Origin of the sequence: Winogradskya consettensis (assembly GCF_018332715.1) — a bacterium.
Taxonomy (GTDB): domain Bacteria; phylum Actinomycetota; class Actinomycetes; order Mycobacteriales; family Micromonosporaceae; genus Actinoplanes; species Actinoplanes consettensis.
Genome location: NZ_BOQP01000011.1, coordinates 244,168 through 259,162, shown reverse-complemented (window position 1 = coordinate 259,162; position 14,995 = coordinate 244,168). Strand labels below are relative to the sequence as shown.

At 67.6% G+C, this 14,995-nt stretch carries 15 protein-coding genes and 1 tRNA gene; 6 read left to right on the top strand and 10 right to left on the bottom strand.

Annotated elements, in window-relative coordinates; all coding sequences use genetic code 11:
* Positions 1 to 4: 4 nt before the first annotated feature.
* On the bottom strand, positions 5 to 1,075 hold the full coding sequence (locus Aco04nite_RS13590) for a serine hydrolase domain-containing protein (RefSeq protein ID WP_212997585.1): 1,071 nt from the start codon (positions 1,073 to 1,075) through the stop codon (positions 5 to 7).
* A gap of 112 nt (positions 1,076 to 1,187) precedes the next feature.
* Between Aco04nite_RS13590 and Aco04nite_RS13585 the strand changes: the two genes are divergently transcribed.
* Complete coding sequence (locus Aco04nite_RS13585) at positions 1,188 to 2,339, top strand: sensor histidine kinase (protein WP_212997584.1); 1,152 nt, start codon at positions 1,188 to 1,190, stop codon at positions 2,337 to 2,339.
* Positions 2,327 to 2,980, top strand: coding sequence for a response regulator (locus Aco04nite_RS13580; protein ID WP_212997583.1), 654 nt, complete (start codon positions 2,327 to 2,329; stop codon positions 2,978 to 2,980). Before Aco04nite_RS13585 ends, Aco04nite_RS13580 begins: the two co-directional genes overlap by 13 nt.
* On the opposite strand, the gene Aco04nite_RS49595 is transcribed toward Aco04nite_RS13580, so the two are convergent.
* The 4 genes from Aco04nite_RS49595 to Aco04nite_RS13560 all read right to left on the bottom strand — a co-directional run bounded on the left by Aco04nite_RS49595 (position 2,977) and on the right by Aco04nite_RS13560 (position 5,957).
* Positions 2,977 to 3,606 carry a hypothetical protein gene (locus Aco04nite_RS49595; RefSeq protein WP_280519340.1) on the bottom strand — a complete coding sequence of 210 codons (630 nt, stop codon included), beginning with the start codon at positions 3,604 to 3,606 and terminating at the stop codon, positions 2,977 to 2,979. The two genes, Aco04nite_RS13580 and Aco04nite_RS49595, sit on opposite strands and share 4 nt — an antisense overlap.
* Positions 3,607 to 3,622: 16 nt before the next feature.
* A complete protein-coding gene (locus Aco04nite_RS13570) occupies positions 3,623 to 4,870 on the bottom strand; it encodes a hypothetical protein (protein ID WP_244875965.1) in 1,248 nt (415 codons plus the stop codon).
* Positions 4,871 to 4,891: 21 nt separating this feature from the next.
* Entirely contained in the window at positions 4,892 to 5,455 is a 564-nt protein-coding gene (locus Aco04nite_RS13565; RefSeq protein ID WP_212997581.1) for a hypothetical protein, read from the bottom strand.
* Positions 5,456 to 5,612: 157 nt separating this feature from the next.
* Positions 5,613 to 5,957 (bottom strand): DUF6317 family protein, encoded by a 345-nt coding sequence (locus tag Aco04nite_RS13560; RefSeq protein WP_212997580.1) that lies wholly within the window; start codon positions 5,955 to 5,957, stop codon positions 5,613 to 5,615.
* A gap of 123 nt (positions 5,958 to 6,080) precedes the next feature.
* Here Aco04nite_RS13560 and Aco04nite_RS13555 point away from each other — a divergent pair, with 123 nt between their 5' ends.
* Both Aco04nite_RS13555 and Aco04nite_RS13550 read left to right on the top strand, forming a co-directional pair.
* Positions 6,081 to 7,088, top strand: coding sequence for an NAD(P)-dependent alcohol dehydrogenase (locus tag Aco04nite_RS13555; protein WP_212997579.1), 1,008 nt, complete (start codon positions 6,081 to 6,083; stop codon positions 7,086 to 7,088).
* Positions 7,089 to 7,098: 10 nt separating this feature from the next.
* A complete protein-coding gene (locus tag Aco04nite_RS13550) occupies positions 7,099 to 7,296 on the top strand; it encodes a hypothetical protein (RefSeq protein WP_244875963.1) in 198 nt (65 codons plus the stop codon).
* 4 nt (positions 7,297 to 7,300) lie between these two features.
* Here the strand turns inward: Aco04nite_RS13550 and Aco04nite_RS13545 are convergent, their stop codons facing one another.
* Positions 7,301 to 7,900 carry a TetR/AcrR family transcriptional regulator gene (locus tag Aco04nite_RS13545; RefSeq protein WP_212997578.1) on the bottom strand — a complete coding sequence of 200 codons (600 nt, stop codon included), beginning with the start codon at positions 7,898 to 7,900 and terminating at the stop codon, positions 7,301 to 7,303.
* Positions 7,901 to 7,957: 57 nt separating this feature from the next.
* Here Aco04nite_RS13545 and Aco04nite_RS13540 point away from each other — a divergent pair, with 57 nt between their 5' ends.
* Both Aco04nite_RS13540 and Aco04nite_RS13535 read left to right on the top strand, forming a co-directional pair.
* On the top strand, positions 7,958 to 9,361 hold the full coding sequence (locus Aco04nite_RS13540; protein WP_212997577.1) for an MDR family MFS transporter: 1,404 nt from the start codon (positions 7,958 to 7,960) through the stop codon (positions 9,359 to 9,361).
* Between the two features lie 146 nt (positions 9,362 to 9,507).
* Positions 9,508 to 10,494, top strand: a complete 987-nt coding sequence (locus Aco04nite_RS13535) for a polysaccharide deacetylase family protein (protein ID WP_212997576.1) — start codon at positions 9,508 to 9,510, stop codon at positions 10,492 to 10,494.
* Positions 10,495 to 10,615: 121 nt separating this feature from the next.
* Here the strand turns inward: Aco04nite_RS13535 and Aco04nite_RS13530 are convergent, their stop codons facing one another.
* From Aco04nite_RS13530 to Aco04nite_RS13515, 4 genes are all read right to left on the bottom strand, one after another.
* Positions 10,616 to 12,889 carry a putative bifunctional diguanylate cyclase/phosphodiesterase gene (locus Aco04nite_RS13530; RefSeq protein WP_212997575.1) on the bottom strand — a complete coding sequence of 758 codons (2,274 nt, stop codon included), beginning with the start codon at positions 12,887 to 12,889 and terminating at the stop codon, positions 10,616 to 10,618.
* A gap of 521 nt (positions 12,890 to 13,410) precedes the next feature.
* Positions 13,411 to 13,486 (bottom strand) — tRNA-His (locus tag Aco04nite_RS13525).
* Between the two features lie 131 nt (positions 13,487 to 13,617).
* Entirely contained in the window at positions 13,618 to 14,208 is a 591-nt protein-coding gene (gene orn / locus Aco04nite_RS13520) for an oligoribonuclease (RefSeq protein WP_203842129.1), read from the bottom strand.
* 313 nt (positions 14,209 to 14,521) lie between these two features.
* A complete protein-coding gene (locus tag Aco04nite_RS13515) occupies positions 14,522 to 14,875 on the bottom strand; it encodes a hypothetical protein (RefSeq protein WP_212997574.1) in 354 nt (117 codons plus the stop codon).
* Positions 14,876 to 14,995 lie beyond the last annotated feature (120 nt).

Here is a 14,995-nt window from a genome sequence, read left to right as displayed (position 1 = left end):
ACCGTCAGGCGCGGCCGCACAGGGCGTTCTCGATCAGGGTGTCGGCCGCGTGTTGCTGCTGGAGCTGGTGCTCCAGCGTGTCTCCGAGCGCGGCCGACATGGACACCACCGCACTACGCCGGCCGTCGTCGGTGACGCCGGTGCCCGTGATGAAACCGGCGTCGCCGCCGTCGTGACCCCAGTAGAAACCGCCGCACGGCAGCGGGCGGCGGGCAAGGCCGAGCCCGTACTGTCCGTGGGGCCAGATCTGTTCGATGTCGGCGCTGACCGGCACGGTTCTTTTCATGTCGGCCAGTTGTGCCGGTCGCAGAAGTCCGCCGCTCAGCAGCGTACGGAAAAATCGGTCCAGATCTTTGGTGCTGGAAATGACGGAGTCCGGGTCGCCGGAGACCTGTTCGGTGACATCCGTCAGCTCGCCGGTCCCGAAGAGCTGGTACGCCTGCGCGTGCGGCCCCGGCAGGCCCGCCGACGTCCCCGGGAACGTCGTGTCGTGCAGGCCGAGTGGCCGGACTATCCGATCTTCGGTCTCCTCGCGCAGGGAGCGGCCGGTGACCCGTTCGATGATCATCGCGACCAGGATGAAGCCGGTGTTGGAGTAATGCCATCCCGATGCCAAGGGGTGCTTCATCGCCCGCGCCACGAGTTGCTCGCGGGTGTAGACGTCGTAGCGCTGCTCGAGGTATTCCGCTGGCGTCGTGTATCCGGGCAGGTCATCGGTGATGCCGCTGGTGTTCTGCAGGAGCTGGCGCACGGTGATCCCGCTCCCGTCGTAACCGTTGCCGCGCACGACGCCGGGTAGCCACCGCTCGACGGTGTCGTCGAGGGACAGCCTGCGCTCCCCGACGAGCTGCAGCGCGATGACGGCCTCGAACGCCTTGTGGGTGCTCGCGATCCGGAAACGTCCATCGGGCATCATCGGCCGGCCGGTGGCGAGGTCGGCGACCCCGCTGGTTGCTGTGTGGTGCCGTCCGTCGGAGGTGGTGACCCGGGCCTGCACGCCGGTCACCCCGAGTGCGTGGAGGGCGTCGGCGTCCCGTTCCACCCCGGCGCCGGTGAGGGCCACGATCACGGCCATCGCTAATACGCTGTTCAATCCCATGCCGTCCGACGCTATGAGGTACGGCGGCGGCAGACGATACAGCTGGCTGTAGTGCCACGGTGGTCACCGCCGGGGCAGACTCGACGCCATGTCACGCGGGCGGTGGTCTCAGGTGCGGCGCAGCGGGATCTACCTGCTGGGATCGCTGGTGTCCGGGATCGTCACGGTGCTCGCACTGCCGCTGCTGTGCGCTCCGCGGTTCGCTCTTCTGTGGGCGGACAGGCACCGCGACCGGGCCGGCCGTCTGCTCGGTACGCCACCGGCGTCACGCACGGATCCCACCACGCGCCGCGCCCTGCTCTGGCTTCCGGTGAACGCCGTAACCGGGATGGCCCTCGGACTGCTCGCGCTGCTGTGCGTGGGCAACGTCGTCGTCGCCACGATCGCCACGCCGTTGTGGTGGGCGTTCACCTTCGAGGAAAGGCCACGGCTGTTCATCGACATCGCGGTGACCGGCTGGACGACCGCGCTCACCCTCGGCCCGCTGCAGATCGTCCTGCTGGCCGCGCTCACCTTCCTCGGCTTCCCACCGATCGCTCGTGCGCACGCGCGGATCTGCCTGGTCGTGCTGTCGCACTCGACGGCCGGGGAGCTCGCCGAACGGGTCGCCGTGCTGACCCGCACCCGGGCGGACGTGCTCGACGCCCACGGCGCGGAACTGCGCCGCATCGAGCGCGACCTGCACGACGGCACCCAGGCCCGGCTGGTGTCGATCGCGATGCGGCTGGCCGTCGCCAGACAGGTGCTGTCCGACGATCCCCGTGACGAACAGTTCCTGGGAGAACTTCTTCGCGACGCCCACGAAGGAACCGAGGAGGCCATGACCGAACTCCGCGATGTGATCCGCAGCGTCTATCCCCCGATCCTCGCGGACCGGGGACTCGACGGTGCACTGACCGCGGTGACGACCCGCTGCGGCGTGCCGACCCGGCTGGACATCGGCGATCTCGGACGCGTGCCGGCTGCCGTGGAGGCCGTCGTCTACTTCGCCGTCGCCGAGTCGCTCACCAATGCCGCCAGACACAGCGGGGCAACCACGGCGGGTGCACGGGTGAGCCGTACGGCAGACCGCTTGTCCGTGGTGGTCACCGACAACGGCATCGGCGGCGCCGATCAGCGGCGGGGCACCGGACTGGCCGGCATCCGGCGCCGGGTCCTCGCCCTCGACGGCACCATCACCATCGACAGCCCACCCGGCGGGCCCACGACCATCACGATGGAGCTGCCATGCGGGTTGTGATCGCCGAGGACAACGTGCTGCTGTCCACCGGCCTGGAACTGCTCCTCGGCCGCTACGACTGCCAGGTGGCCGCCGTCGTCGACAACGCGGCGGACTTCCTCACCGCGGTGCGGGACCATCAGCCCGACGTCACCATCGTCGACGTCCGGCTGCCGCCGTCATTTCGGGACGAGGGCATCCGAGCCGCCCTCCGGGCCCGTCGCGAACACCCCGGCCTGCCGATCCTGGTGCTGTCTCAGTACGTCGAGCAGCAGTACGCCGCCGAACTGCTCGCCACCACCGGCGGCGGCATCGGCTACCTCCTCAAGGACCGCGTCAGCCGGGTCGAGGAATTCGTCGACGCCCTGCACCGCGTCGCCGCCGGTGGCACAGCGATGGACGCCGAGGTCATCGCCCAGCTGGTCCAGCGTGCCGGCGACCCGATCGCCACCCTCACCGCCCGCGAACGCGAGGTGCTCGCCCTGATGGCGCAGGGCCACGACAACACCACCATCGGCCACCGCCTGCACATCACCGACAACGCGGTCCACAAACACATCGGCAACATCTTCGCCAAACTCGGCCTCGCCATCACCGACAGCGGCCACCGCCGAGTCCTCGCCGTCCTCACCCACCTCAACGCGGCAGGCACCAGCCCCTAACCGAGAAGCGCCGCCAACGGATCCGAATCAACCGGCTCCTCGAAGACAACCCCACTCGCCATGGCCACGAGCATCGCCCTGTACTGCGGCCCATGCTCCGCAAACGACGTGGAGACCTCAATCGTCGCAAGCTTGTCCCCCTGCGGCGACGGCACAAACGCCTCCAGCTGCCACACCGGCGACTCCACACCCTCGGCCAGCACATGCTGCCCCGGAATCGCCGGCGCCGGCATCATCACGGTGCGCTCGAAGAACATGGCCGGCCCGTTGACCAGATCCACCAGATCAGGCTGACCTACATCGTCCGCATCGGCCTTGGCTTCGAGCAGGTTCGCCAGAACGAGCCGGGGATTGCTCTCGTCCGGGAACTCGAGCAGCGTCACGACCAACGACGAGCTGATCAACTGATCGTTGATGGCCGAACGGTGCCGGCCGACGCCACAATAAACGGCTCGGCGATCGGCCAGGGTACGCAGAAACGTGCGCAACGCCTCCAGCACGAAGTCGCCCGACTCCCGCAGTTGCGGCGTGCCGAGCTCGCCGAGCAGCTTGCCGGTGATCTCGATCGTCTCCGGGATGTTCTCCAGCGGCAGCGACGCGTATCCCGGCGGGACGGCGAACCACACGCCTGCGTCTTCGGGCTCAGTCATCTCCGCCGGTCACCTGATCCCATGTCGTAGTAACCGTCTTCTTCGCCGATCCCACCGACTTGTTCAGGAAATTCAACATGTCGGCGGTTTTCGCGGCGGACTCAGCCGCACCCGGTTCGAGAAGCTTGACCTTCTCGAGAGTCTCACCGACGTACGGAACGTATTTCGTCACGCCCTTCATCAGGAAACCCGGGTCGTGCGCGACCTCGCTGACGATGTCCACGATCTTCGGGAATCCCCTGGCGCCCTCGGCGAGAAGTTCGGTGCCCTTGGCTGCCTTTGACGCGACCCCGACCCCGGGAATCAGTCCGACGACGTCGCCACCCAACTGAATCGCCGATCCCCAGTTGCCTTTAAAGTCGCCGTGGAACATTTCGCCGATGTCGCCGCGAACCTTGGAATCCGCCAGCGTGGTAGCCAGCGCCCCGGCTCCCGCGACCAGGGACACGGCCAAGGCGACGACGTCAATGGGCGGTGGTGTGCAGAGCGCGATCAGGCCGGCGACCGCGGACACCGTGCTGAGCACGGAGTGGATGTCGTCGAGATGATCCTTCACCCAGTCACCGACCGCGGAAACCCCGTCAGCGATGCCGTTGCCGATACGGCTGAGCAAGCCTTTCTGAGGTGCGAACCTCGCCGCTTCCTTCAGCGCTTCGGCGACCTTCCCGGAAGCCGCATCCCACTCGTCGTGCAGTTCCTGGGCCAGCTTTCGAAGGTGGGCGAGCGCATCGGCGGCGGCGTCCAACTCTGTATTGGCATCACGGAGCACCATGGTGGCGCGATCCAGCCGGCGCTGCGCGTTCTGCAGGTCTGTCTCGTTGTCGAAGTACTGCCCGGCAAGGTTCAGATCGGGGCTGGCCGCCGCCGACTGCTGTTTGCCTTGCGCAGTGGTCACGTCCGCCTGGGCATCGGCTGCCTGCCGCTCGAGGTCGGCCGCTCGCTCCTGGTAGCGGGTGAGGCTGCTGCTCCAGCCTTTCAAAGCGGTGACTGCGGTGTTCAGCGACTGGTTGGCTTTTGCCAGATCCTCGATGAGCGTCGAGTCCAGGTGCGATCGGAACGCGTCGCCCGCGGCGCCCTGCCATACCCCGGAATTATCGTTGCGCAGGCCGTTCATCAGGTCATTGGCCTGCAGCATGGAGGTGGAGGCTCGCGAGATCCGCTGCTGCATCACCGAGACGCTCTCGGTTGAACCCGGGGCCGGATCAAACCCCAGATTCGGGTACGCCGTGGTGGCTCCCATTTTCTCTCCCCCGTGAGATGGCTATCGCGACCGGCCGAACCGGGGCGGGCCGCCTGGCCGGTAAGTGCGTACGTCGTTGGCCCAAGGCGCTTTCCGCGCGGGCTTGTCAGGCTCGTCGACGAACCATGCCCGGTATTTGTCGAGCAGGTCGAGGTCGACGAAGAGATACGCCGGCGGAAGCGTGTCGGACTGACCTGTCCTCAACGCCTGAATCCCCTCGCGGAGAACCACGTTGTTGAGATACGGGTCCCACGAAATCCTGATGGTGTCCGCCGCGCCGCCGGCCGGCCGGTATGCGGCGATCGACCTCGGATCACCCGCCACCTCAACGGCACCAGCGGGCGGGGTCAACACGTCAGGTTCTGCGTACGCCGATCCTTTGAAGAATTGCAGCCGCTTCTGGCTGTACATCTCACCCAGTTTGGCCCCGGTGTAGGGATCGAGCAGCTGGAAGCTCTCCACCGTCGACTCCCAGTGATACGTCTCCCAGGCGCCGAAGGTGACAAACCCTTTCCAGAGCGTCTGTTCGGCCTGCCATCGCCCGAAGCGGTAATTCAATCGCTGCCAGGGATAGGCGGCCAGCAATGACCAGATGTCGAGGGCATTCTGCAGTGCCAGCTTCGGCCTGCTCCCACCCGCAGCTGCCGCGGCCTCCAGGGCGGGCAGCTGTCGCGCCAGCGCGGAACTCAGATTGACGTCAGCGAGGGCGGAACCGGGCCGGATGGGGTCGGGTGGTGTCATATCAGTGGCCGGCGGGGGTGAAGCCGCTGGAGAACTGGTTGATCAGTACCAGGGGTTCCTTGAGTTTGTCCACCGCGTCTCCGATGGCCTGGTCCGCCCCTGAGTAGAGGCCCTGGACCTGCTGGACGGCGGTGGTGGTTTCGTCGACGGCTTTGCCGAGTTCCTTCGAGCCCTGTTCCCAGCTTGTCTGGAAGTCCTCGGCGGCCGAGTTCAGTTTGTCGTTGCCGAGTTGTGTGTCGTTGCCGGACAGCAGTTTTGGCAGGTCGGCGAGTTGCTGGTGGGCGTCGCGGAGTGTTGTGACGTACTTCGACAGAACGCCCATCTCAACCTGGAAGAAATCGCTCATCGACAACCACCCGCCCGCCATGATCTTCAAGTCGGCGAGACGATATCAGGACAACCTATGTCCGCGTTGCCCCTGAACTGGCGAAACGGGGGGCGGTGACAGAGGGTCCTACCGTGGCTACCTATGCGGGCAGTGGTGCAGGACCGTTATGGGTTTCCGGGCACGTTGCGGGTTCGGGAGGTCGGGCGGCCCGCGGTGGGTGAGGGCGACGTTTTGGTACGGGTGCGCGCGGCTTGCGTACATCCGGATGTTTGGCATGTGATCAGTGGGCGACCTTATGTGCTGCGGGTGATGGGCAGTGGGGTCCGGCGGCCGAAGGACCGCGTTCCCGGCACTGATCTTGCCGGGGTCGTGGCCGAAGTGGGGGACGGCGTCACCGATCTGGCGGTCGGGGATGAGGTTTTCGGGGAGAGCCTGCGTGGCTTCTCGTGGCGTAACGGGGGCGCTTTCGCCGAGTACGCCTCCGTGGCGCGCGATTCGCTGGCGCGTAAGCCGGTCGGCGTGAGTTTCGAGCAGGCCGCGACCGTGCCGACAACCGGATACATCACGCTGGTGAACGTTCCCGCCGAACGGCTGCGGCCCGGCGCCCGGGTGCTGGTCAACGGCGCGGGTGGGGGTGTCGGCAGCATCGCCGTGCAGCTCGCCAAGGCAAGTGGAGCGCACGTGACCGCCGTCGATCAGGGCCGCAAGTCGGAGCTGCTGCATGGGCTCGGCGCCGACCGGGTCATCGATTACGCGATGGAAGACTTCACCCAGGGAACCTGTAGGTACGACCTGATTGTCGACGTTCCCGGCAATCATCCGTTCGCCGCGATCCGCCGGGTGCTCGCCCCGGACGGGCTCTACGTGCTGATCGGGCACGATGATTTCGGTCGTGCCGGGCGCCGATGGCTGGGAAGTCTGCCACGCTTCGGGAAGCTGGCCGTGCGGTCCTTGCGGAACCCGCAATTGCCCCGGCCCACCCGAGCCAGCCTTGGGAAGAAGGAGGCGATGGCAGTGCTGCGTGATCTCCTGGAGTCGGGGCGACTCACGCCCGTCGTCGGCCGGGCGTTTCCGCTCGCCGAAGCCGAGGCTGCGATGGAATACCTGATGTCCGGCGAGCCCGTGGGCCGAGTGGTGCTGACCGTCTGAGGGGCATGGTGTGGAAGCGAAGATGAAGCGGTGCCCGCGGTGCGGTCACCCGACCCGGGCCGACCGGATGGTGAAGGGCTTCGGCCGCGACTGCGCCGTGCAGCTCGGCCTGGTCGGCAGGTCGGTGGACATCGGGCACGTGGGCCCCGATCTGCTCGACATGCTCGACGCGGAACCCGAGGATTACTGCGACGGCTGGGATCGCTGAACGCTCAGGCGCCGGGCCGGACCAGCGGCAGGAGGATCGTGTCGACGATCTCCTCGATGGCGTCGTCCGGGAGTGGGGACAGCGTCATCAGGACGTGGTGGCGCAGCAGGTCGAACGGCAGTGATCTGACGCGTGCCGTGAGTTTTGCCGGGTCCGCCTCGCCGCGTTCAACCGCGCGGTCGTACGCGCTGTCGAGCGCCGTGCGGGCGCCGCTGACGATCACGTCGCGCAGGTCGGCGAGGCTGCTCCCGGTCTCCTGGTAGTAGCCGCCGAGCTGGACGCCGAGCACCGTGGCGAAGTCCACCCGGGTCTCGTTGGCGGTCCTGAGCAGGGCGATCACGTCGCCGCGCAGGCTGCCCGTGTCCGGCGTGGGGCGGGGCACGCGGGTGCTCGCGTGGGTGACCGCGGCGCGCAGGAGCTCGTGCTTGGTCGTCCAGCGGCGGTTCAGCACCGGCCTGCTCGTGCCGGCGCGGGCGGCGACCGCTTCGAAGGTGAATCCCGCGTACCCGTTCTCGACCAGTTCCTGCCACGCCGCGTCGAGCAGGGCCGCTTCGAGCTCGGCGCCGCGACGCCGGCTCGGTACCTGGGGATCCTGAGGATGCACAACTGCATCTTACCGTGCTTTACTTAGGATGCACTGCCGCATCTTAAGGAGTGGTTCATGGCCGAGAACCCGGGCCTCACCCGCACCGCGATCGCCGTGATCGCGGGCGGGCTGGCCGTCATCTTCGACACCACAATCGTCAGCGTCGCCCTGCACGATCTCGCGGCCGATCTGCACGTTCCGCTCGGCACGATCCAGTGGGTGAGCACGGCGTACCTGCTGGCCCTGTTCGTCACGATCCCGGTCGCCGGCTGGGCACAGACCCGGCTCGGCGGCAGACGGCTCTGGCTCATCGCCCTGTCGGTCTTCCTCGCGGGCTCGGTGGCCTGCGCGTTCGCCTGGGACGCCGCCAGCCTGATCGGGTTCCGGGTCGTGCAGGGCATCGGCGGCGGCATCATGTTGCCACTGATGTCGACGCTGCTCATGCAGGCCGCACACGGGCGCAACCTCGGGCGGGTCATGTCACTGGTCAGTCTGCCCGCGGCGCTGGGCCCGATCCTCGGGCCGGTGATCGGCGGCCTGGTGCTCGGGTACGCCGACTGGCGGTGGCTCTTCCTGATCAACGTCCCGCTCGGCGCGGTCGGGATCGCGTGCGCGGTTCTGCTTTTGCCGGCGGGCGAGCCCGGACGGCGCACCAGGCTGGATGGTCTCGGTCTGCTGCTCCTGTCACCGGGTGTGGTCTCGCTGATCTACGGGCTGTCCAACGTCAGCCACCCGGGCGGATGGAGCCGGGGCGACGTCGTGGTCCCGCTCATCGCCGGGCTCCTGCTGGTCGCCGGTTTCACAATTCACGCCGTACGCCGTGACGACGCGCCCCTGGTCGACGTGCGGCTCTTCCGCCACCGCGCACTGACCTCGGCATCCTCGCTGCTCTTCCTCTCCGGCGCCTCGCTCTACGGCACGATGCTGTTGTTGCCGCTGTACTGGCAGCAGGTGCACGGCACCGACGCGCTCGGCGCCGGGCTCATGCTCGTCCCGCAGGGAATCGGCACGCTGCTGAGCCGCACCCTCGCCGGCCGGCTCACCGATCGTCTCGGCGGCCGATGGGTGGCGATGACCGGTTTCGTCGTCATCGGCGTCGCCCTCGTCCCGTTCGCAACCGCGTCGGCGAGCACGCATCAAGCGGTCCTGCTGGGAGCGTTGTTCGTGCAGGGCCTCGGCATGGGTGCCGCGTCGATCCCCCTGATGAGCGTCGCCTTCCAGGGACTCGAACGCGCGGAGGTGCCGCACGCCAGCATCATCACCCGCATCGCGCAACAGGTCGGCGGCTCGTTCGGTGTCGCGCTGCTCGCGGTGATCCTGCAGCAGTCACTGGCTTCGGGGAGCGCGCCCGACGCGTTCGATGTGGCGTTCCGGTGGGCCATCGGCTTCACCGCCGTCGCGGTACTCCTGACTGCTTTCCTGCCTCGACCGGCGGTGAAAGTTTCGGTGCCCGAGCCCACCCTGGTAGCCGCAAAATGATCGACTTCGTTTGAGAGACAGGCTGCTAGATATCGCTCCGAAACTATCGGAAATCTCCCGGAATTCAGCCATTGACGTTCGTCACATTCACCACCACCATGAAGGCAGCGATGCTTGTCGATGCATCTGACGGAAGGTGAATCCCCATGACCAGATCCGTTCTCCGCGGTGCGCTGGCCGCCGGCGCCGCGGGGCTGCTGGCAGCCGCCGGGGTCGTGCTCCTGGCACCGACGGCCGGCGCCGCCGCCGCATGCTCCAGCGGATATGTGGGGCTCACGTACGACGACGGTCCGAACGCGAGCAACACCACCACGTTGCTCAACACGCTGCGGTCGAACAACGTGCGCGCGACGCTCTTCAACATCGGTCAGAACGCCGCGGCGAACCCGTCCCTGGTCGCCGCCGAGGCCGCAGCGGGCATGTGGGTCGCCAACCACAGCTACACCCACCCGCACATGCTCACCCTCAGCGCGGCACAGATGACTTCCGAGCTTTCGCGTACGCAGTCCGCGATCCAAAACGCAGGCGGCGGCACGCCCAAGCTGTTCCGCCCGCCGTACGGCGAGACGAACGCGACCCTCCAATCGGCGGCTTCTGCGCTCGGCCTGCGTACGGTCACCTGGGACGTGGACTCGCAGGACTGGAACGGCGCGAGCACCGCCCAGATCGTGCAGGCGGCGAGCACCCTCACCAACGGTCAGCTCATCCTGATGCACGACCAGTACGCCACGACGATCGCCGCCATCCCGCAGATCGTGTCCGGCCTGGCCAACCGCGGTCTCTGCGCCGGCATGATCTCCCCCACGACGGGCCGCGCCGTGGCACCGGACGGCGCCACCAACCCGACCACGTCCCCGCCGCCGGCCGGCTCCTGCACCGCGACCTACGCCGACGGTCAGAGCTGGACGGACCGCTTCAACGGCCAGGTGACGGTGACGGGCGCGACCAACTGGACGGCCACCGTCACCGTGCACTCACCCCAGAAGATCATCGCGACCTGGAACGCCACGGTCAGCTGGGACAGCAGCGGCAACGTGATGACCGCCAAGCCGAACGGGAACGGCAACACCTTCGGCTTCACCATCCAGCACGGCGGCAACCTCACCCGGCCCGACGTCACCTGCCGGACCTGACCCTCCGCCCGGGGAGCGTGCGGTCCGGACCTTCGCAGGTCCGGGCCGCCGTGCCGGGCGTCGCGTCAGGTTGTGTGCAATTTAGTTGTGCACAACTAAATTGCACACAACCTAACGCTGTCTATGACGCCGGTCTGACCTTGGACCGCTGGATCAGCAGGCTCTCCATCGCGTCGGCGGGCAGCGGGCGAGAGTAGTGGTAACCCTGGCCGGCGTCATAGCCGAGCAGGGTGAGTTCGTTGGCCTGCGCTGCCGTCTCGATGCCTTCCGCGACCGTCACCATGTGCAGGGCCCGGGCGAGGCGCAGCACCGCCTCGGCGACCGCGGAGCCCTCCGGTTCGCCGTTGAGCTCGGCGACGAAACAGCGGTCGAGTTTGAGGATGTCGACCGGCAGCCGGGTGAGGTACCGCAGCGAGGAGTAGCCGGTGCCGAAGTCGTCCACCGCGATGCGGATACCCAGCGAACGGATGTCCTCGAGCACCGTCACGGCTTCGGTGCCGTGGACCAGCGCGCTCTCCGTCAGTTCCAGGACGAGATCGCGCGGGTTCAGGCCGGTGGCGGCGACCCGGGTGCGGATCTGGTCGACCAGGTCGGGCTGGACGAGCTGCCGGGGCGACAGGTTGACGCTCAGATGCAGGTGCCGGCCGAGGTCGCGCTGCCAGCCGCGAACCTGGGCGGCCGCCTGGTCGATCACCCACAGGCCGATCTGCTCGATGGAGCCGGTACGTTCGGCGATCGCGATGAAACGGTCGGGCGGAATCATGCCGAGCACCGGGTGCTCCCAGCGGACCAGTGCCTCGACGCCGCTGATCTCACCGGTGGCGAGCTCGATCAGCGGCTGGTAGTACACGCGCAACTGGCCGGCGGTGACCGCGGCGGCGAGGTCGGTCTCGAACACGTCGTCTGCGGCGGCGACCTCCTCGAGCTCGGCGTGCCACAGCTGGATACCGTTGCGGCCGCCGCGTTTGGCGACGTACATCGCCATGTCGGCGCGGTGGCGGACGGTGGTGGCGTCGACGCCCGCCTCCGTCATGGCCACGCCCACGCTGGCGTTGATCCGGATGTCGACGTCACCGATCCGGGTCGGTTCCGCGGCGGCGTCGAGGATGCGTCGTGCCACGGCGATGGCCTGGTCGGTGCTTCCGGGCCGGTCGAGGACGATGACGAACTCGTCGCCGCCGACGCGGGCGGCGACGTCGGTTGCGCGTACGGTCCGCTTGAGGATTGCAGCGAAGGCCGCGAGCAGGGCGTCACCGGCCTCATGGCCGCGGGTGTCGTTGATCTTCTTGAAGCCGTCCAGATCGATCAGCAGGATCGCGGACGCCGCCCCTTCCTGCTGCTGCCGGCGGCACGCGGCAGCAAGCGCGGCATCGGCGGAAATGCGGTTCGCGAGCCCGGTCAGATGGTCGTGCACGACAAGCCGATGGTTCTCCCGCAACGCGATGACCTGCCGGAGCACCACCGCACCGGTCATCACGATCACGCCCGCGGCCAGCCCGCCCCACGGGTAGATCTCGCCCTCACGCCAGGCCGCTACAAGCAGCATGGTGTAGCCGGCAAGCAGTGCCGCATAGGGCAAATAGGCAACCCCGGTCCGGGACTCCTCCGCCGGGACCTCGCTGCCGGCATCGGGATTCCTGACGTGTACGCCGGCCGCGAGCGCCATGATCAGGTCACCGGCGTTGAGAACCAGCGACAACGGGGTGGACCACGCCATCGGACCCTGCATCAGGATGTCGTGGGCGTAGATCACATCGCTGACGAGGAACGTCGCAAGCCCGGCCAGGAAAAGCGGAAGCGGCCCGCGCCACGACGCCACCCCGTTGCGCATCAGCAGCGCACACAGCCCGAAAATCAGCACCAGGTCCGCGATGGGGAACCCGATCACGGTCAGCGCGTCCAGCCCCGCCTGCCGCGTCGTCACAGCCGGCCCGAGCTGGAAGTACCACGAAATGACGAACCCACCACCGATCACCGTGGCGATGTCGGCGGCGAACCGGGTCCGCTGCTGCCCGGACAGTGGCCGCATCGGGAACATCAGAATCCCCACCAGCAGCAGCGCACCCCACAGCAGCCGGCAGATCAGCACCACCATGACCGCCCAGAGCGGAAGACTGCCATGAATGACGGCAACAACGACGGCCAGCGGCTGCGGCACGAGCAGCACGGTGAAAGCAATCGCGATCCACCGCCAGGGGCGTCGCGCGGCCGCAGGGCCCTTGCACGCGGCGATCCACGTCATCACGGTGGCGATCAGCGACGTCACCAGGAACGAGCGAAAGAAATCCTCGTTCGCCTCAGCCCCCTGCGGCTGCGTGACAACCCGGGCACTCGACACCAGGAGACCGAACAGCAGGACAACACCCAGCGCCCAGGTGCCCTTGGTAACCCTCACGGATCCCTCATCGGCAGACTCACGCCCGTCATGAACATCACGTCACCGCCCGTGCGTACCGGTCCCTGCCTGCCCGTTGGGCCCGGCCCGAAGACCGGGATAGACGATTGACACTCCATCGATTATTGTCATCACCGACGCCGTTGCGAGTTCTTCCCCCGTGGAATTCGCAACGGCGTCCTTATGTCCGGGGCTGGCTGTCCAGGGCTGGCTGTCCAGGGTCGCGGCTTGCTTTCGCTGCGGATACGCCTGGACTGGCGCTCAGGTAGACCGGCGATCACCTGGACCAGCGATCACCCGGACCGATCTACTGCTGCTGGCTTTACCGCTCGCCCCGGCTGGCATGCCGCTCGCCCTGGCCGGATGTGCCGCTCGCCCTGGCCAGATGCGCCGCTTATGCCGGCGGGCCTTAGCGCCCATTTCGCCAGTGTGCCGGGCGGGCTTGCGCTCCAGGTTCGCTCCAGCTAAACGGCAGAAGGCCCAACCGCTTGGCGGCTGAGCCTTCTGACCTTGACTTACTTTGGGGTGACCGACGGGACTTGAACCCGCGACCCCCGGGACCACAACCCGGTGCTCTACCAGCTGAGCTACGACCACCATGTCACCACCGCGAAGTTACCTCCGCAGCGTGCGCCGGATAAGCATAGCGGCACACCCCGGCACCCCGTCGAGCGGGTTACCCCGCCCCCGGCTCCGGCCGGCTGGTGGGTCCTACCGGCCGACTGGTCTCACAGCTCCGCGGCGATGGCGCGGGCCTGGTCGACATCGGGGCCTGGCAGGGGCACGAAGACCGTGCGCCGGTAATACTCGAGCTCGCGGATGCTCTCGCGGATGTCGGCGAGAGCCCGGTGGGCGAGGCCCTTCTGCGGCTGCCCGAAATACACCCGCGGGTACCAGCGGCGGGCCAGCTCCTTGATCGAGGAGACATCGATCATCCGGTAGTGCAGGAAGTCGTCCAGCACAGGCATGTCGCGCGCCAGGAAACCCCGGTCGGTGGCGATGCTGTTGCCGCAGAGGGGCGCGGTCCGCGGGTTGGGGACATATTCCTTCACGTACGCGAGGACAGCCGCCTCCGCCTCCGCCATCGTCACGGTGGAACGCCGCACCTCTTCGGTGAGGCCGGACTTCGCGTGCATGTTGCGCACGATCTCCGGCATCCCGTCCAGCGCGGCATCGTCAGCGTGGATGACGAGGTCGACGCCGTCACCGAGCACATTGAGATCAGGATCGGTCACCAGAGCGGCGACCTCGATCAGCGCGTCCTTACCAAGATCGAGACCGGTCATCTCACAGTCGATCCACACCAGAAGATCAGCCACGTTCCCAGCCTACGCGCTGACCGAACACGGCGCCGAGCCGTCCACGCGTACACACCTGATCGGGATCCACACCCCACTCGGCGCCAATAGCCCTGAATTGTCCGGATTAAGACTATGACTACCTACTTTGCAGCCCAGGGCCTAAACTGGTCTTAACGGACGAAGCCCCCTTCGGTAACTCCGTTCCCCCGGTAAAGGGCCCTTCGCGTCGGCAGCGCGAGGGGCCCTTCGGCGTACAAAACCGGCTGCGCAGCGAAAAGAAAAATGGCCGCGCACCGGAAAACCGGTCCGCGGCCACCCCCAGATCCCACCGTCAGTCCTTCTCAGTACCCCGCCCACGCCGAGGCGGGCGCGTCATCTTGATCTGCGACTCCTCCACATCACCCTCAGGCAACGGAAGCCCCGCAGCAGTCATCCCCTTGCGCCGCCGCCGCGCCGCCCCACCACCCAGCAACTCGGCCACCTCAGCCTTGTAGTTGCCCAGCAGCGACCCCGCCCGGCGAGCCTCCGGAGCCTTCTCGCCCGACCGCTCCCCTGCCTCATCCGCGCCCCGGGGCGCAGGTGTTTCGGAGGAGGCTTCGACGGCGGTCTCGGTCTTGACTTCCGAGTTCATCCCGCCGTCCACGGTCCCGGGCTGGGTCCGCTGCCCCGCGATACGAGTCTCCACCTTCGCGGCCTGCTCACCCTTCTCAGCCGAGCCGGCCGGACTCCCCTCACCTCTGGCAGCCCCGATCGTGCGGCCCTGCGAATTCTGGCCGGCCGGAACGGGCTGACGCTGAGGTTCCGC